General features: G+C 60.8%; 16 protein-coding genes and 1 pseudogene. 12 read left to right on the forward strand and 5 right to left on the reverse strand.

Translation table 11 applies throughout. The annotated features are described in order from the left end of the window. Positions 1–100 precede the first annotated feature (100 nt). Positions 101–346: a TIGR02647 family protein gene (locus AC1DWG_RS01370; RefSeq protein ID WP_007980796.1), complete on the reverse strand. Its 246-nt coding sequence runs from the start codon at positions 344–346 to the stop codon at positions 101–103. 234 nt (positions 347–580) lie between these two features. Next, positions 581–865: a hypothetical protein gene (locus tag AC1DWG_RS01375; RefSeq protein WP_007992234.1), complete on the reverse strand. Its 285-nt coding sequence runs from the start codon at positions 863–865 to the stop codon at positions 581–583. A 124-nt stretch (positions 866–989) separates the two neighbouring features. Here AC1DWG_RS01375 and AC1DWG_RS01380 point away from each other — a divergent pair, with 124 nt between their 5' ends. Then, positions 990–1,649: a glutathione S-transferase family protein gene (locus AC1DWG_RS01380; protein WP_477752297.1), complete on the forward strand. Its 660-nt coding sequence runs from the start codon at positions 990–992 to the stop codon at positions 1,647–1,649. Between the two features lie 124 nt (positions 1,650–1,773). On the opposite strand, the gene argH is transcribed toward AC1DWG_RS01380, so the two are convergent. After that, positions 1,774–3,168 (reverse strand): argininosuccinate lyase, encoded by a 1,395-nt coding sequence (argH, locus tag AC1DWG_RS01385; RefSeq protein WP_477754313.1) that lies wholly within the window; start codon positions 3,166–3,168, stop codon positions 1,774–1,776. Positions 3,169–3,509: 341 nt separating this feature from the next. Here argH and AC1DWG_RS01390 point away from each other — a divergent pair. The 8 genes and pseudogenes from AC1DWG_RS01390 to rsd all read left to right on the forward strand — a co-directional run. Beyond that, positions 3,510–3,632 (forward strand): annotated as a pseudogene (locus AC1DWG_RS01390) (sensor histidine kinase); the annotation flags it as partial. Then, complete coding sequence (locus AC1DWG_RS01395; protein WP_223456459.1) at positions 3,629–4,375, forward strand: LytR/AlgR family response regulator transcription factor; 747 nt, start codon at positions 3,629–3,631, stop codon at positions 4,373–4,375. The pseudogene AC1DWG_RS01390 and the gene AC1DWG_RS01395, both read left to right, overlap by 4 nt. Positions 4,376–4,513: 138 nt before the next feature. Continuing rightward, the gene (hemC, locus tag AC1DWG_RS01400; RefSeq protein ID WP_477754314.1) at positions 4,514–5,455 is read left to right on the forward strand and encodes a hydroxymethylbilane synthase; all 942 of its coding nucleotides are present in this window, start codon (positions 4,514–4,516) and stop codon (positions 5,453–5,455) included. Next, positions 5,452–6,219, forward strand: a complete 768-nt coding sequence (locus tag AC1DWG_RS01405) for a uroporphyrinogen-III synthase (protein ID WP_477763019.1) — start codon at positions 5,452–5,454, stop codon at positions 6,217–6,219. Before hemC ends, AC1DWG_RS01405 begins: the two co-directional genes overlap by 4 nt. Positions 6,220–6,235: 16 nt before the next feature. Beyond that, complete coding sequence (locus AC1DWG_RS01410) at positions 6,236–7,399, forward strand: uroporphyrinogen-III C-methyltransferase (RefSeq protein WP_477787151.1); 1,164 nt, start codon at positions 6,236–6,238, stop codon at positions 7,397–7,399. Beyond that, positions 7,396–8,634, forward strand: a complete 1,239-nt coding sequence (locus AC1DWG_RS01415) for a heme biosynthesis HemY N-terminal domain-containing protein (RefSeq protein WP_477763017.1) — start codon at positions 7,396–7,398, stop codon at positions 8,632–8,634. Before AC1DWG_RS01410 ends, AC1DWG_RS01415 begins: the two co-directional genes overlap by 4 nt. Positions 8,635–8,897: 263 nt before the next feature. Continuing rightward, positions 8,898–9,449 (forward strand): disulfide bond formation protein B, encoded by a 552-nt coding sequence (locus AC1DWG_RS01420; RefSeq protein ID WP_477763016.1) that lies wholly within the window; start codon positions 8,898–8,900, stop codon positions 9,447–9,449. A 178-nt stretch (positions 9,450–9,627) separates the two neighbouring features. Beyond that, entirely contained in the window at positions 9,628–10,086 is a 459-nt protein-coding gene (gene rsd / locus AC1DWG_RS01425) for a sigma D regulator (protein ID WP_477763015.1), read from the forward strand. Positions 10,087–10,146: 60 nt separating this feature from the next. On the opposite strand, the gene AC1DWG_RS01430 is transcribed toward rsd, so the two are convergent. Then, entirely contained in the window at positions 10,147–10,812 is a 666-nt protein-coding gene (locus tag AC1DWG_RS01430) for an FKBP-type peptidyl-prolyl cis-trans isomerase (protein ID WP_477763014.1), read from the reverse strand. A gap of 192 nt (positions 10,813–11,004) precedes the next feature. Between AC1DWG_RS01430 and AC1DWG_RS01435 the strand changes: the two genes are divergently transcribed. Continuing rightward, positions 11,005–12,126, forward strand: coding sequence for an AlgP family protein (locus AC1DWG_RS01435; protein WP_477787152.1), 1,122 nt, complete (start codon positions 11,005–11,007; stop codon positions 12,124–12,126). On the opposite strand, the gene AC1DWG_RS01440 is transcribed toward AC1DWG_RS01435, so the two are convergent. Then, complete coding sequence (locus AC1DWG_RS01440; RefSeq protein ID WP_477754322.1) at positions 12,123–12,587, reverse strand: TIGR02444 family protein; 465 nt, start codon at positions 12,585–12,587, stop codon at positions 12,123–12,125. The two genes, AC1DWG_RS01435 and AC1DWG_RS01440, sit on opposite strands and share 4 nt — an antisense overlap. 50 nt (positions 12,588–12,637) lie before the next feature. Here AC1DWG_RS01440 and AC1DWG_RS01445 point away from each other — a divergent pair, with 50 nt between their 5' ends. Together AC1DWG_RS01445 and AC1DWG_RS01450 are read left to right on the forward strand one after the other, a co-directional pair. Next, positions 12,638–14,548, forward strand: coding sequence for an ATP-binding cassette domain-containing protein (locus tag AC1DWG_RS01445; RefSeq protein WP_477787153.1), 1,911 nt, complete (start codon positions 12,638–12,640; stop codon positions 14,546–14,548). After that, positions 14,548–15,129 (forward strand): mechanosensitive ion channel domain-containing protein, encoded by a 582-nt coding sequence (locus AC1DWG_RS01450; protein ID WP_477763011.1) that lies wholly within the window; start codon positions 14,548–14,550, stop codon positions 15,127–15,129. The genes AC1DWG_RS01445 and AC1DWG_RS01450 overlap by 1 nt, the downstream gene beginning before the upstream one ends. Positions 15,130–15,148 lie beyond the last annotated feature (19 nt).

A 15,148-nucleotide genomic window follows, 5' to 3' on the forward strand; every position in this document is an offset into this window, starting at 1 on the left:
TTTTTCTGGTGTCAGAATTCTATCGGCTGGAGACGGAAATCAGGGGAATGTGCCCGCGGAAATCCCTGGATCGGGGTCTCCGTGGGCGATGCGGCAGAATTCAGGCTGTTACTTCGGCGTTAAGAATGGTCAGCACGGATTGCACATTTTGCGCGGCGTCACGACCCAGGCTGGTCAGGTAACCGCCATCAGGCTGGTCGGTCAGTTCTTTTTCAAAGAGGCGTTTGGCGGCGGCAATGTGTTTCGGGGCAGCGGTCTGATGAATTTTCAGACCTTCCTGGGAACTGTCCAGGTTGAAGAGTGCGAGGACTTCCAGTTCGGCAACCAACTCAGGGGTAAGCGACATAAGGACTCCAGACTTTCTAGGAATTGGACGACAGCGCCCCTAAGGTGAACCCGCTTGTCCGGCATGTCCAGTGCTGGCGGCAGAGATTTTTTGCCTCGGGAAGCATTCCTCGGCGAGTGGTGGGGCGGCGGGGTGTTTCCAGTGTAGACCGCATAAAAAAGATCGCAGCCTTCGGCAGCTCCTACCTGGAATGCGATCCACGTAGGAGCTGCCGAAGGCTGCGATCTTTTGATCTTACTGCTTTTCCGGCGGCAGCTCAGGCAGCGCGCGCAACGCCGCTTCATACCATTCGGTGTTGAACGCGCGGTCTTCTTCGAGGATCGCGTCGATTTCTACCGCCAAAACGTGAGCCATCAAGTTGAGGATTTCTTCCCGCTCGTAACCCACCAGCGTCAGCTTGTTGAACGTCGCCTTGGCCGCTGGCGGGTTGTCGCTTTCGATCTGGTTTTCGATGGCCTGGATCAGGGTACTTTCGGCGAACTCTTCTTCGTCGTTGTCGATATCGTTCAGCTCGCTCATGGCAGGCTCCTCAGGGAAAGGCGGCCAGTTTACCCGCATTCGGCGGCGTGATGCTGCTGGCAAGAATCCCGGCAGCGTTCTATAAACAGGCACTGCCCACCCCGCATGGTCTGGAGGCTTTGTGATGATCAAGCTTTATGGATTCTCCGTCAGTAACTACTACAACATGGTCAAACTGGCGCTGCTGGAAAAAGGACTGCCCTTCGAAGAAGTGCCGTTTTACGCCGGCACCAGCCCCGAGGCACTGGCAATCAGCCCCCGCGGAAAGGTCCCGGTGTTGCACGTAGAACAGGGCTTCATCAATGAAACCAGCGTGATCCTCGAATACATCGAGCAAAGTCAGAACGGCACGCCGCTGCTACCGAGCGATCCGTTCGAACGCGCGCAGGTGCTGGCACTGGCCAAAGAGATCGAGCTGTATATCGAATTGCCGGGGCGGGCCTGTTACGGCGAAGCATTCTTCGGCATGACCGTACCGGAAGCGATCAAGGAAAAAACCAAGGCCGAACTGTTGTTGGGGATGGCAGCCCTGGGCCGGCACGGCAAATTCAGCCCTTACGTGGCTGGCGACAGCTTGAGCGTGGCGGATCTGTATTTCCTGTTCAGCGTGCCGCTGGCGTGTGGGGTCGCCAAGAAGTTGTTTGACATCGATCTGTTGGCCGAGCTGCCGGCGGCCAAGGCGCTGTTGCAGCGGTTGGGGGAAAACCCGAACGTTCAGCGAGTGGCGGCGGACAGGGAAGCGGCGATGCCGGCGTTCATGGCGATGATTGCTGCCAAGAAGTAGTTCTGCGGGGTTTTGAAGTCAGTCATCGTCGGAACGCCGCCCGGAGCCGGCTCGCTCCCACAGGGTTGGATGTGCGAACACTATCCAGTGTGGGAGCGAGCCTGCTCGCGATGCATTTGACGATTTAGCGACTGGCCAGAAGTGCCTGGCCGCGCACTACAGCAGCCTTCACCTGCGCCGGCGCAGTACCGCCGATGTGGTTACGGGCATTGACCGAGCCTTCGAGGGTCAGCACGGCGAACACGTCCTGATCGATCTGGTCGCTGAACTTGCGCAGCTCTTCCAGGCTCATTTCCGCCAGGTCCTTGCCGCTGTCCACGCCGTACTTCACGGCATGACCGACGATTTCGTGGCAATCACGGAATGGCAGGCCGCGACGCACCAGGTAGTCGGCCAGGTCGGTGGCGGTGGAGAACCCGCGCAGGGCCGCTTCGCGCATCATCGCGTGCTTGGGCTTGATCGCCGGAACCATGTCGGCAAAGGCCCGCAGCGAGTCGCGCAGGGTATCGGCGGCGTCGAACAGCGGTTCCTTGTCTTCCTGGTTGTCCTTGTTGTAGGCCAGAGGCTGGCCTTTCATCAGGGTCAACAGGCCCATCAGCGCGCCGAATACGCGACCGGTCTTGCCACGCACGAGCTCCGGTACGTCCGGGTTTTTCTTTTGCGGCATGATCGAGCTGCCGGTGCAGAAACGGTCCGGCAGATCGATGAACTGGAACTGCGCACTGGTCCACAGCACCAACTCTTCGGAGAAGCGCGACAGGTGCATCATCGCGATGCTGGCGGCCGAGCAGAATTCGATGGCGAAATCGCGATCGGAGACGTTATCCAGCGAATTGCCGCCTACCGCGTCGAAACCCAGCAGTTGAGCGGTGTATTCACGATCGATCGGATAGGTAGTGCCGGCCAGCGCGGCGCTGCCCAGCGGCATGCGGTTGGTGCGCTTGCGGCAGTCGACCAGGCGCTCGTAGTCGCGGCTGAGCATTTCGAACCAGGCCAGCATGTGGTGCCCGAACGTCACCGGCTGTGCAGTCTGCAGGTGGGTGAACCCCGGCATGATGCTGGCGGCTTCGCGCTCGGCTTGCTCCAGCAGGCCATTTTGCAGGCGGGTGATTTCGGCCAGGATCAGGTCGATTTCGTCACGCAGCCACAGGCGGATGTCGGTAGCGACCTGATCGTTACGGCTGCGGCCGGTGTGCAGTTTTTTACCGGTCACGCCGATGCGGTCGGTCAGCCGCGCCTCGATGTTCATGTGGACGTCTTCGAGGTCGATGCGCCAGTCGAACTGGCCGGCCTCGATTTCACCCTGGATGGTCTTCAGGCCATCGATGATGCTGTCGCGCTCGGCATCGGTCAGCACGCCGACCTTGGCCAGCATGGTGGCGTGGGCAATCGAGCCCATGATGTCGTGGCGATACAGGCGCTGGTCGAAGGTGACGGAGGCGGTGAAGCGGGCGACGAAGGCGTCGACGGGTTCACTGAAGCGGCCGCCCCAGGACTGATTGGTCTTGTCAGTGCTCATGAATTCGCTCGTATCGGCTTGAAGTAGGAAGGCGTGGAACGCTGACGCGGATAATAACAGGGTTGCCAATCCTGTCGCTGACACTGGTCGACAGGTTTTTTTGGGGGGACGAGTCCAGGCTTGGGTAAGCCCCGCGCATTTTTGCGGAACGATATTTTCCAATTGAGCTGTATCGTCCCGGCAACCGTCTACAGTTGGACAGTAGGATCAGCGCACTTTTCGTTGCAGCCGCTGATTATAAAAAGAGGGGAGTGTTCAGATTGCGTAACAGCAAACCCTGTGGCGACGTGTCGCCAATGCGGGCCTGGGCCGCCAATCGCCCGGCAGATGAAAATTTAGCCGCCGGACCAGCGGCACTTTTTGACGCTCGCGCTAGTCTTAGCGTGGATCGCGGTGACGGACGTCACTTCACCTGTCTACGCTATCCTTGTGCGAGACTCACGCAGGAATCCAGCGCAATATGAATGTCCTGATCGTTGATGACGAACCCTTGGCCCGCGAGCGCCTGAGCCGAATGGTTGGCGAACTCGAGGGATACAGTGTCCTGGAGCCTAGTGCCACGAATGGCGAAGAGGCGTTGGCACTGATCGACAGCCACAAACCGGATATCGTGCTGCTTGATATCCGCATGCCCGGCCTGGATGGCCTGCAAGTGGCTGCGCGGTTGTGCGAACGCGAAACCCCTCCCGCCGTGGTGTTCTGCGCCGGGCCCGATGAATTTGCCGTGGAAGCCTTACAGGCCAGCGCCGTAGGCTATCTGGTGAAACCTGTGAGAACTGAACAATTACATGACGCATTAAAGAGAGCCGAGCGCCCCAATCGTGCCCAGCTCGCCGCCCTGACCCGCCCTGCTGCCGAAAGCGGCAACGGACCGCGCAGCCATATCAGCGCCCGAACCCGTAAAGGGATCGAGCTGATTCCGCTGGATCAGGTGGTGTATTTCATTGCCGACCACAAATACGTGACCTTGCGCCACGAAGGCGGCGAAGTGCTACTCGATGAGCCGCTCAAGGCCCTCGAAGACGAATTCGGTGACCGTTTCGTGCGTATCCATCGCAATGCGCTGGTCGCCCGCGAGCGTATCGAGCGACTGCAACGCACACCCCTGGGGCATTTTCAGCTGTTCCTCAAAGGCCTCAATGGTGATGCGCTGATCGTCAGCCGGCGTCATGTGGCTGGCGTGCGCAAGATGATGCAACAGCTTTAAACAGCTGTTCGCAGGCGAATTTCACACCCGATTGCCGGACATCCGGGGCCAGGGAGGCCGAGTAGTATCTGATACAAGTCAAAGTGGATTTGGCTGAGCTGTTATTATCCGCCGTATCTATTCAGTACGGATTGATCCATGTCCTCTCGCCAGATCCGCATCGCCACCCGCAAAAGCGCTCTCGCCCTGTGGCAGGCCGAATTCGTCAAAGCCCGTCTTGAAGCGGCTCATCCGGGCCTGCTGGTGACACTCGTCCCCATGGTCAGTCGTGGTGACAAGCTGCTTGACTCACCGCTGTCGAAAATCGGCGGCAAGGGCCTGTTCGTCAAGGAACTCGAAACCGCTCTATTGGACAATGAAGCAGACATCGCCGTGCACTCCATGAAGGACGTGCCGATGGACTTCCCCGAAGGCCTTGGCCTGTTCTGCATTTGCGAAAGGGAAGACCCGCGCGACGCCTTCGTTTCCAACACCTACACCAGTCTCGATGAGTTGCCCCATGGCAGCATCGTCGGCACCTCCAGCCTGCGCCGCCAGGCTCAATTGCTGACCCGTCGCCCGGACCTGGAAATCCGCTTCCTGCGCGGCAACGTCAACACTCGCCTGGCCAAGCTCGATGCCGGCGAATACGACGCCATCATCCTCGCCGCTGCCGGCCTGATACGCCTGGGATTTGAAGATCGCATTACCTCGGCCATCAGCGTCGACGACAGCCTTCCAGCCGGTGGCCAGGGCGCGGTGGGTATCGAATGCCGCAGCGCCGACCGTGAAATCCACGCTCTGCTGGCGCCCCTGCATCACCAGGACACCGCCACCCGCGTGACCGCCGAACGCTCTCTCAACAAGCACCTCAATGGTGGCTGCCAGGTGCCGATTGCCTGCTACGCCGTGCTGGAAGGTGAGCAGGTGTGGTTGCGCGGGCTGGTGGGCGATCCAAAGGGTGGTCTGCTGCTCAGCGCAGAGGCCCGCGCTCCTCGCGGCGATGCCGAAGCGCTGGGAGTGCGAGTGGCCGAAGACCTTCTCAGCCAGGGTGCCGACGCCATACTCAAAGCGGTCTATGGCGAGGCTGGTCACGAGTGATCGGCTGGCGCTTGCTGCTGACGCGTCCCGCCGATGAGTCGGCGGCGCTGAGCAGTCTTTTGGCCGAGCAGGGGATATTCAGTAACAGTCTGCCGCTTTTGGACATCATGCCCATTGCGGCCACTGACACAATGCGCCAGGTGATTCTGGCGCTGGATCAGTTCTGCGCCGTCATCGTGGTCAGCAAGCCGGCCGCCCGGATCGGCGTCGAACTGCTCGAGCGGTATTGGCCAACACCGCCCGGTGTGAAGTGGTTCAGCGTCGGCGCGGCGACTGCGCAGATCCTCGAGGATCACGGGTTGGACGTGAGCTTCCCGGCAGAGGGCGATGACAGTGAAGCCTTGCTCGAACTTTCCCGACTGCGCGAGGCTATCGCACAACCCGATGCGCGAGTGCTGATCCTGCGCGGGGAGGGCGGGCGCGAGTTGCTGGCTGAGCGTTTGCGTGAGCTTGGTGCTAGTGTCGAGTATCTGGAGCTGTACCGCCGGGCATTACCGATTTACCCGCCGACACTACTGCCGCAACGGATCCAGGCGGAACGCCTGAACGGGCTGGTGGTCAGCAGTGGACAAGGTTTTGAGCACCTGCATCAATTGGCCGGCGACGCCTGGCCGCAGTTGGCGCAGTTGCCGTTGTTTGTACCAAGCCCCAGGGTTGCCGAGCTGGCGCGTGCCGCCGGGGCCAAAACAGTTGTGGATTGTCGCGGTGCGAGTGCCGCGGCCTTGCTGACGGCGTTACGGGAGCATCCCGTACCCGTTTTCTAATGCAAAGGATGGATACGTGAGCGAAACAGCCTTGCCTAAAGATGACTCGCGACTGGTGCTTGATGCACCTGTTGATGCACCTGTTGATGAAATACCGCCGCCGCCACCTGCTGCCGAGCAGCGTCGAGGCAATGGTCTGGCAATCATTGCGCTGCTGTTGGGAGCGGCCGGTGTCGCGGTGGGCGGTTGGGGTGTCTGGCAGGTGCGTCACCTGCAAGCCAATAATCAGCAGCAACTGAGCCAGATGCAGGTGCTGAATGACCAGGCGCAAAACCTCAAGCTCAATGAGGAGCGCCTGAGCGCACGCCTGGCGCAATTACCTCCCGCCGATGAACTGGAAGCACGTAGCCGTCTGGTGATTCAGCTGCAAGGTGATCAGCAGCGGCTGAACCAACGGCTGGAAACCGTACTCGGCGCCAGTCGCAAGGACTGGCGTCTGGCCGAGGCCGAGCACCTGCTGCGTCTGGCCAGCCTGCGACTGTCGGCCTTGCAGGACATCAGCAGCGCCCAGGCACTGGTCCAGGGTGCCGATGAGATACTGCGCGAGCAGAACGACCCAGGCTCTTTTGCCGCTCGCGAGCAGGTGGCCAAGACCCTGATTGCCTTGCGCAGTACCGAACAACCGGATCGCACCGGGCTGTTTCTGCGTCTGGGCGCGCTGCGCGATCAAGTGGCCAGCCTCACCGAGCTGGCGCCGGAGTACAAGGACCGTGGCGATTCGTTGCTGGGCCTGACCGCCGATGGCGACGGTGCCAGCCGCTGGGCGCAATGGTGGGATCAGATTTCCCGCTACATCCGTATCGATTTCAGTGCCGACAAAAACGTTCGCCCATTGCTGGCCGGCCAGAGCCTGAGTCAGGTACGCCTGGCCCTGAGCCTGGCGCTGGAGCAAGCGCAGTGGGCCGCACTCAATGGCCAGGCGGCGGTTTACTCCCAGGTGCTGGACGAAGCGCGGGACATCCTCAAGGGCAACTTCAACCCGGACAACGCACAAAGCAAAGTGATGCTTGAGCAGGTGGCCGAGTTGAGCAAGCAACCTGTCACCGTAGTCACTCCGGACATGACCGGCACCCTGAGCTCGGTGCAGGGGTATCTGGAGCGGCGCAACGTCAATGCCGAAGACTCGGTCAAGCCACTGGCCAGGCCTGCCGCGAACACCGCGCCGGAGGCCACGCCATGAAACGCCTCTATGTGATCGTGTTCCTCGTGATCGCCGCTGCCGCTGCGCTGGGGCTGGCGATTGCCGAACACTCCGGTTACGTGCTGATTGCCTACAAGACCTTCCGCTACGAGTCGAGCCTGTGGGCTACTTTGGCGCTGGTGGCTGTGCTCTGGCTGGTGATCTGGGGCGTCAAATCGCTGGTCGAACTGGTGATGACATCCAGTGGCGTGGTCAACCCGTGGTCTCGGCGTAACCGCAGTCGTCGGGTGCAGGTGGCGATCGAGCACGGTCAACTGGACCTGGCCGAGGGTCGCTGGGCCAGTGCGCAACGTCACTTGCATCGGGCCGCCGAAGCCGAGCGCCAGCCGCTGCTTTACTACCTCGGTGCGGCCCGTGCCGCGAACGAACAAGGCCATTACGAAGAAAGCGACAACTTGCTGGAGCGCGCCCTGGAGCGTCAGCCTCAGGCCGAGTTGGCTATCGCCTTGAGCCACGCTCAGTTGCAGACCGATCGCGGTGATACCGAAGGTGCACTCGCCACCCTGCAAGCCATGCGTGAACGCCATCCTCATAACGCACAGACCCTGCGGCAGTTGCAGCGCTTGCTTGAGCAGCGTGGTGACTGGTCGGCAGTGATTCGCCTGCTGCCGGAGCTGCGCAAAGACAAAATCCTGCCGGCGGCCGAGCTCGCCGAGCTGGAGCGTCGGGCCTGGGGGGCGAACCTGTCTCTGGCAGCGCAACGGGAAGAAAACGGAACGGAGGGGCAGCAATCGCTTGAACGTGCCTGGCAACAATTGACCTCGGCACAGCGTCAGGAGCCGCAACTGGTGCTCGCGTATGCCGAACAACTGCGTCAATTGGGGGCTCAGGTCGAGGCCGAAGAAGTGCTGCGTACTGCTCTCAAACGCAGTTACGACAGTCATCTGGCACGACTCTACGGACTGGTTCGCGGCAATGATCCGGCCCGCCAGTTGCAGGCCGCCGAAGGCTGGCTCAAGGACCATCCGGCCGATCCGGGCCTGCTACTGACACTGGGGCGTCTATGCCTGCAAAACAGTTTGTGGGGCAAGGCCCGGGACTATCTGGAAAACAGCCTGCGTGTACAACGCAATCCGGAAGCCTGTGCGGAACTGGCACGCTTGCTGGCGCAAATGGGCGATACCGAGCGCAGCAACCAGCTGTTTCAGGAAGGCCTGGGGTTATTGGATGAACGCTTGCTCGCGGCCCCTCTGCCAGTGCCAGTCCGCGCTTGACCCGTTCGCTGGCGCCAGGTTTCGGCGTCTGAGCGATGACCTGCGGCGAAGGAGTGATCGCCCTCGCCGCAGTGCGATGAATAGTTGAAATTCAGTTGCCGCATCTCGTCGCAGGCAAAGTCCTACAGAGGACTACATTTTATCCTCTCGCCTGCGTCGGGATTTCCCTACGCCTGTGCTGAAGTGTCTGTGGGCACTTGCCTTGTAAGGCCGTCGCGCTTTCCTCTACCGTAATGGTCTGTCACTACTTTTACGGAAAAGCCATGTCTTTGGCCTGCTCACGCTCCTTGTTTTTCATGGCTTTCATTGCGGGCGCTCTGGCGATGGGCGTTTCCTACTACCTGGAATATGCAGTCGGCCTGCGGCCTTGTGGATTGTGTCTGTTGCAACGGTTTTGCATGGCGCTCTTTGCCGGTGTCTGCCTGTTGGCTTCGGTCCATGGCCCCGGTCGCATCGGAAACGTTCTGTATTGGCTGCTCAGTCTTTGTTGCAGCCTCGCCGGCACTGTCACGGCGTGGCGACAGGTCCTGCTGCAAAGCCTTCCGACGGAACAGGCAGCAGAGTGCTCGACCCATCTGGAGGACCTGTTGGCCAGTTCTCCGTGGCTATCCGTCGTACAACAAATGTTCAAGGGCGCTGCCGATTGTGTGGAAATTTCCTGGACGCTGTTCGATCTGAGTCTCACCGAGTGGAGCCTGCTGTTCTTCGTCGCGATGATGATTCTGGCCGTTTACCAGTCGTTGCGACTGGTCTGGACCAGCTATCAGCGACCACTTAGCGGCGAGTCGTCGCACCGGGCCTTTGCGGGCGATTAAACACTTGTATGAACTTTATCGCCTGCGTACCTTGAAGCCAGTGTCGTGCGGGCATAATCTGGCCCGCACGTGTCATTGGAATTATGTTGCTCGATGACGCTCTGCCTGAAATCGCCCCCGACGTAACAAGAGGGCGACGGGCATTGAGCAGCTGACCCACAAGGGAAGAGAGATCACCATGCTCGAAAGTTGTCAGAATGCTCAGGAACGCTGGGGTGGAGTGCACCTGCTGATCGATCGCTGGTTGCAGGAGCGCGAAGAGCTGATCGATGCATACGACAAGCTCGGTGCCGATCCAGAGGCACTGTCCACGAATCGCAAGCCATTGCAGGAGTTCTGCGGCGTGTTGGTCGATTATGTATCGGCCGGGCATTTCGAGATCTACGAACAGCTGACGGGGGAGGCCAAGGCCTTCAACGACAAGCGTGGGCTGGAGCTCGCCGAGACCATCTACCCGCGCATCGATGTCATCACTGAAAAGCTGCTTGCGTTCAATGACCTTTGCGACGAAGGCAAATGCGTTGCGCAGAAGTTCAAGGAACTGGGTAGCCTGTTGCACGAACGCTTCGAACTGGAAGACTGCCTGATCGAAGTGCTGCACACAGCCCACAAGGAAGCCGATTCGGTTCAGGCCTGAAGCACTTCCTGCAAGACCCCGAAACGGCGTGCCAAGGCACGCCGTTTTTCATTTCCGCTGTCAGCTGGTTGCACCGCGCAATTCGACTTCGAACACCAATGGAGTGAACGGTGCGATCACGTCGCCGGCACCGTCGGCGCCATAGGCTTGGGCCGACGGAATCACCAGTCGCCATTTCGCCCCGACCGGCATGTTTTGCAATGCACTGCGCCATCCGGCGATCACGCTGTCGAGACTGAACCATTGTGGCTGGCTGTTCTGATCGAACACCGTGCCATCGGGCAAGCGACCGATGTACAGCACCTGCACTTTGCCATTCGGTCCGGCCTTGGCACCAGTGCCTGGCGTCAACTCCTTCAGCAACACGCCATCAGCCAGTTCGCGCACGCCGGGCTTGGTCTTTTCTGTGGCGAGAAAACGCTGTTCCTTTTCCAGCGCCATTTCGCTTTGCGGCTCGGCTGACTGCATGGCGATCCGGGCTTCATGTTCGGTCAATATCTGCCGGATCTGCTCGTCCTTCAGCGCCAGCGGTTTGCCCTGATAGGCCTGCTGCAATCCTTCGACCAGCGCCTGGAGTTGCAGGTCGGGAGCCTCCTGGCGCAAGCGTTCGCCAAGGCTCGCACCCAGGCTGTAAGCGAGATCGCGGGCTTCATTTTCCTGTGTTGTCGCGGCGGCTTGGGCCGCCGAAAAAAACACGCACAGCGATAAAAAAAGGTAGCGCGACATGGGCACTCTCCGACCTGAATTGCGGGCGATTATGCCAGTGAGAATGCGCGCAACGGTGAACTGCTTTTGCGTCGCGGCAGAAGTTTTTCGATCCTTTGCAACGCGGGGCTTTCGATAGTGTCAACATGCCCTAGCGGCGGTTGCAGCAGAGGTCTAGTATGAGCCGCACTCACTTCAGCCAGGAGGTAAACCATGTCGGCCACCAAGAAGCCAGTAAACACTCCATTGCACCTGCTCCAACAACTCTCGGGCAGCCTGCTCGAGCACCTGGAAACCGCTTGTTCCGAAGCCTTGGCTGATGCTGAAAAACTGCTCGCCAAACTGGAAAAGCAGCGCGGAAAAGCGCAAGAAAAACTGCACAAGTCCCGCACCAAATTGCAGGACGCTGCGGCGGCCGGAAAAGCCAAGGCACAAGCCAAGGCCAAGGACGCAGTGGCCGACCTTGAAGAGCTGCTCGATGCCCTCAAGGATCGTCAATCGGAAACCCGCGGCTACATTCTGCAACTCAAGCGCGATGCCCAGGAAAGCCTGAAACTGGCCCAGGGCGTCGGTCGTGTACAAGAGGCTGTCGGCAAGGCGTTGTCCCTGCGTGCAGCCAAACCTGCTGCGGCACCTGCGAAGAAAGCCGCTGCCAAACCGGTTGCTGCAAAAGCACCGGCCAAGCCGGCCGCCAAAGCACCGGTGAAAGCCGCAGCCAAACCAGCAGCGAGAAAAGCAGTCGCTGCCAGCGCTGCGAAACCGGCTGTTAAAACGACGCCAGCCAAGCCTGCCGCAGCCAAATCTAGTGCTGCAAGAACTGCTGCTGTCAAACCCGCCGTGGCGAAAACCGCGGCTGCAAAACCAGCTGCAAAAACGGCCGCTAAACCCGCAGCAAAACCAGCAGCAAAACCCGCAGCCAGAACTGCAGCAGCGAAGCCTGCTGGGAAGCCGGCCGCCAAATCTGTCGCGGCTAAAACCGCTGCAAAACCTGCTGCGAAAACTGCGGCCAAACCCGCTGTAAAAGCAGCGGCCAAGTCGGCCGCTAAACCGGCAGCCAAACCTGCTGCGGCTAAACCTGCCGCTGCTGCCAAACCGGCCACTGCCAAACCGGCCACCGCCAAACCCGCTGCCAAGCCAGCGGCGGCGAAGCCAGCTGCAAAACCAGCAGTGAAAAAACCTGTTGCCGCCAAGCCGGCCGCCGCGCCAGTTGCCAAGCCAGCCAACCCGGCTCCGGCAGCAACGTCTGCTTTAGCAGCAGCCACCTCGACAGCCACGCCAGCGCCAACGCCGGCCGCCGCATCGATCGCAGCAACCACCCCAACCAGCGCTTCCTAAGTGCCGGTTACCGCGACGCGCAGCTGATGCAGCGCGTCGCGGTCCAGGTGGGCGGCGCCTGCCGCCACACCATTGAGCCAGGCCGATAGATCGGTCGCCTCACCTTGCGGCCAACTCAACGCCGATCGTTCCAGTCGTACCAACAGATGTCGCTCGGCTTCCAGTTCGAGTGCCTTCACTTGCTCGCGCAAAGCATTCAGTTCGCCATCGTCGGCGGCAACGACTTTCCAATTCACCCGCAAGGCTCGCAGCGGTCGCACCACGTCTGCGTCCCACGGCTCGGCCACGCTACGCAGTTGCTGCAATCGGTGTTCGTTAAAGGCGACGCCACGTTCTCCCAGCCACAGTCCGCAGAGTAGCAAGCACACATTGATGCCCGCCGACTGCAATTGCAGGCATGCGGGTTCAACGCCGGGCTGGGCATAAGTACTAAGGGAAAAACTCCACAGGTCAGAGGACATAGTGCTACTCGCGCCAGTTGCGAGCGAAGCTGGTAGACTCCGCCGCCATTATGATTCGACTTCAGAACCTGACTTTACAGCGTGGCCCGCAACGTCTGCTAGAAGACGCCGAGCTGACCCTGCACGCCGGCCACAAAGCCGGCCTCATCGGTGCCAACGGCGCCGGCAAATCGAGCCTGTTCGCCTTGCTTCGGGGCGAGCTGCACCCGGACTCGGGTGATTGCTTCCTGCCGGCCGACTGGCGTATCGCCCACATGCGCCAGGAGGTCGACACCCTCGAACGCCTGGCGGTCGACTACGTGCTCGATGGCGACCTGCGCCTGCGCCAGGTGCAACGCGACCTGGCGGCAGCCGAAGCGGCCCATGACGGTGCCGCACAGGCCCGCCTGCACTCCGAACTCGACAGCGCCGACGGTTACACCGCCGACGCCCGGGCGCGCAAGTTGCTGGCCGGTCTCGGGTTCACCAATGAGCAGATGGATCGTCAGGTCGGGGATTTCTCCGGTGGCTGGCGGATGCGTCTGAACCTGGCACAGGCCTTGATGTGCCCATCGGACCTGCTGCTGCTCGACGAACCAACCAACCACCTGGACCTCGACGCCATCATCTGGCTCGAAGAATGGCTCAAGAGCTATCCCGGCACCTTGATGCTGATTTCCCACGACCGCGACTTCCTCGATGCCGTGGTCGATCACGTGGCCCACGTCGATCAGCGCAAGATCACCCTGTACCGCGGTGGCTACAGTGCCTTCGAGCGTGCCCGTGCCGAACGCCTGGCCCAGCAACAGCAGGCGTACGAGAAGCAGCAGGTGCAACGTGCGCACATGGAAAGCTACATCGCCCGCTTCAAGGCCCAGGCCACCAAGGCGCGTCAGGCCCAGAGCCGGATCAAGGCACTGGAGCGGATGGAAGAGCTGACCGCTGCCCACGTCGATTCGCCGTTCGACTTTGTCTTCCGTGAATCGCAGAAGATTTCCAGCCCGCTGATCGACCTGTCCGATGCCCGCCTGGGTTACGGCGACAAAGCCGTGCTGGAGAAGGTCAAGCTGCAACTGACCCCGGGTGCGCGAATCGGTCTGCTCGGCCCGAACGGTGCCGGTAAATCGACCCTGATCAAGAACCTTGCCGGTGAGCTCTCGCCATTGGCCGGTCGCTTGACCCGTGGCGAGAACACCGTGGTCGGTTACTTCGCCCAGCATCAACTCGATTCTCTGGATTCCAAGGCCAGCCCTTTGCTGCACTTGCAGCGCCTGGCGCCGACCGAGCGCGAACAGACCCTGCGCGACTTCCTCGGCGGTTTCGACTTCCGTGGCGCGCGAATCGACGAACCGGTACTGAATTTCTCCGGTGGCGAGAAAGCGCGCCTGGCGTTGGCCTTGATCGCCTGGGACCGACCGAACCTGTTGCTGCTCGACGAACCGACCAACCACCTGGACCTGGAAATGCGCCTGGCGTTGACCATGGCCCTGCAGGAATTCAGTGGTGCGGTACTGGTGGTCTCTCACGATCGTCACTTGCTCAAAAGCACCACCGACAATTTCTATCTGGTGGCGGACGGCAAAGTCGAAGAGTTCGACGGCGATCTGGAGGACTACACCCGCTGGCTGGTGGAGTATCGCCAGCGCAACGCCCCGGTCAGCAACACGCCGGTCAACCCGGACAAGACCGACAAGAAAGCCCAGCGTCAGGCCGCTGCTGCGTTGCGTCAGCAACTGGCACCGCACAAGCGCGAGGCTGACAAGCTCGAAGCCGAGCTGGGCAAGCTCCACGAAAAGCTGGCGAAAATCGATGCCAGTCTCGGCGACAGTGACATCTACGAACCGGCACGTAAGAACGAATTGCGTGATCTGCTAGCCGAACAGGCCAAGCTGAAGGTGCGTGAGGCGGAGCTGGAGGACGCGTGGATGGAAGCCCTGGAATTGCTGGAAGGCATGCAGGCGGAGCTGGAGGCACTGTCCTGATGGACGCCTTCAAGCTGCCGCTGCCGGCGGTGTGGGTCGAGCCGATCTGGCTCGGCGTGCAAATCCTGCTGATCCTGCTCGCCGGTTACATCACCCAGCGCTTTGTTGCCAAATGCCTGACTCGTCTCGGTGAGCGCTACCCGTTTCCGCCGCAGTTGCTGATGCCGCTGCGCGGGGGCCTGCGCTGGCTGATCATGGGCAGTGCGTTGATTTTCGTGCTGGAGCGCCTCGGGGTTTCGGCCACGGTGCTCTGGACCGCGCTATCCGGTTTTGTCGCGGTCGCGGCGGTGGCGTTTTTCGCCATGTGGAGCGTACTCTCCAATCTTCTCTGCGCGATTCTGATCTTTACCGTCGGTCCGTTCCGCCTCGGTGATGTGGTCGAGTTGGTGGACACCACCGACAAGCCTGGCGTCAAAGGCCGGGTGGTGGCGATCAACCTGCTGTACACCACGCTGATCGAGGCCGAAGAACTCGGCACTGGCAGCGCCATGGTGCAAGTGCCCAACAGTTTGTTCTTCCAGCGTTCGGTGCGGCGCTGGCGCGGGACGGATGTGTTTCCTTCCAGCGGATTTGAAAAGTAAGCCAGCTCAAGATCTAAAG

Source organism: Pseudomonas sp. P4_B3, assembly GCF_056402295.1.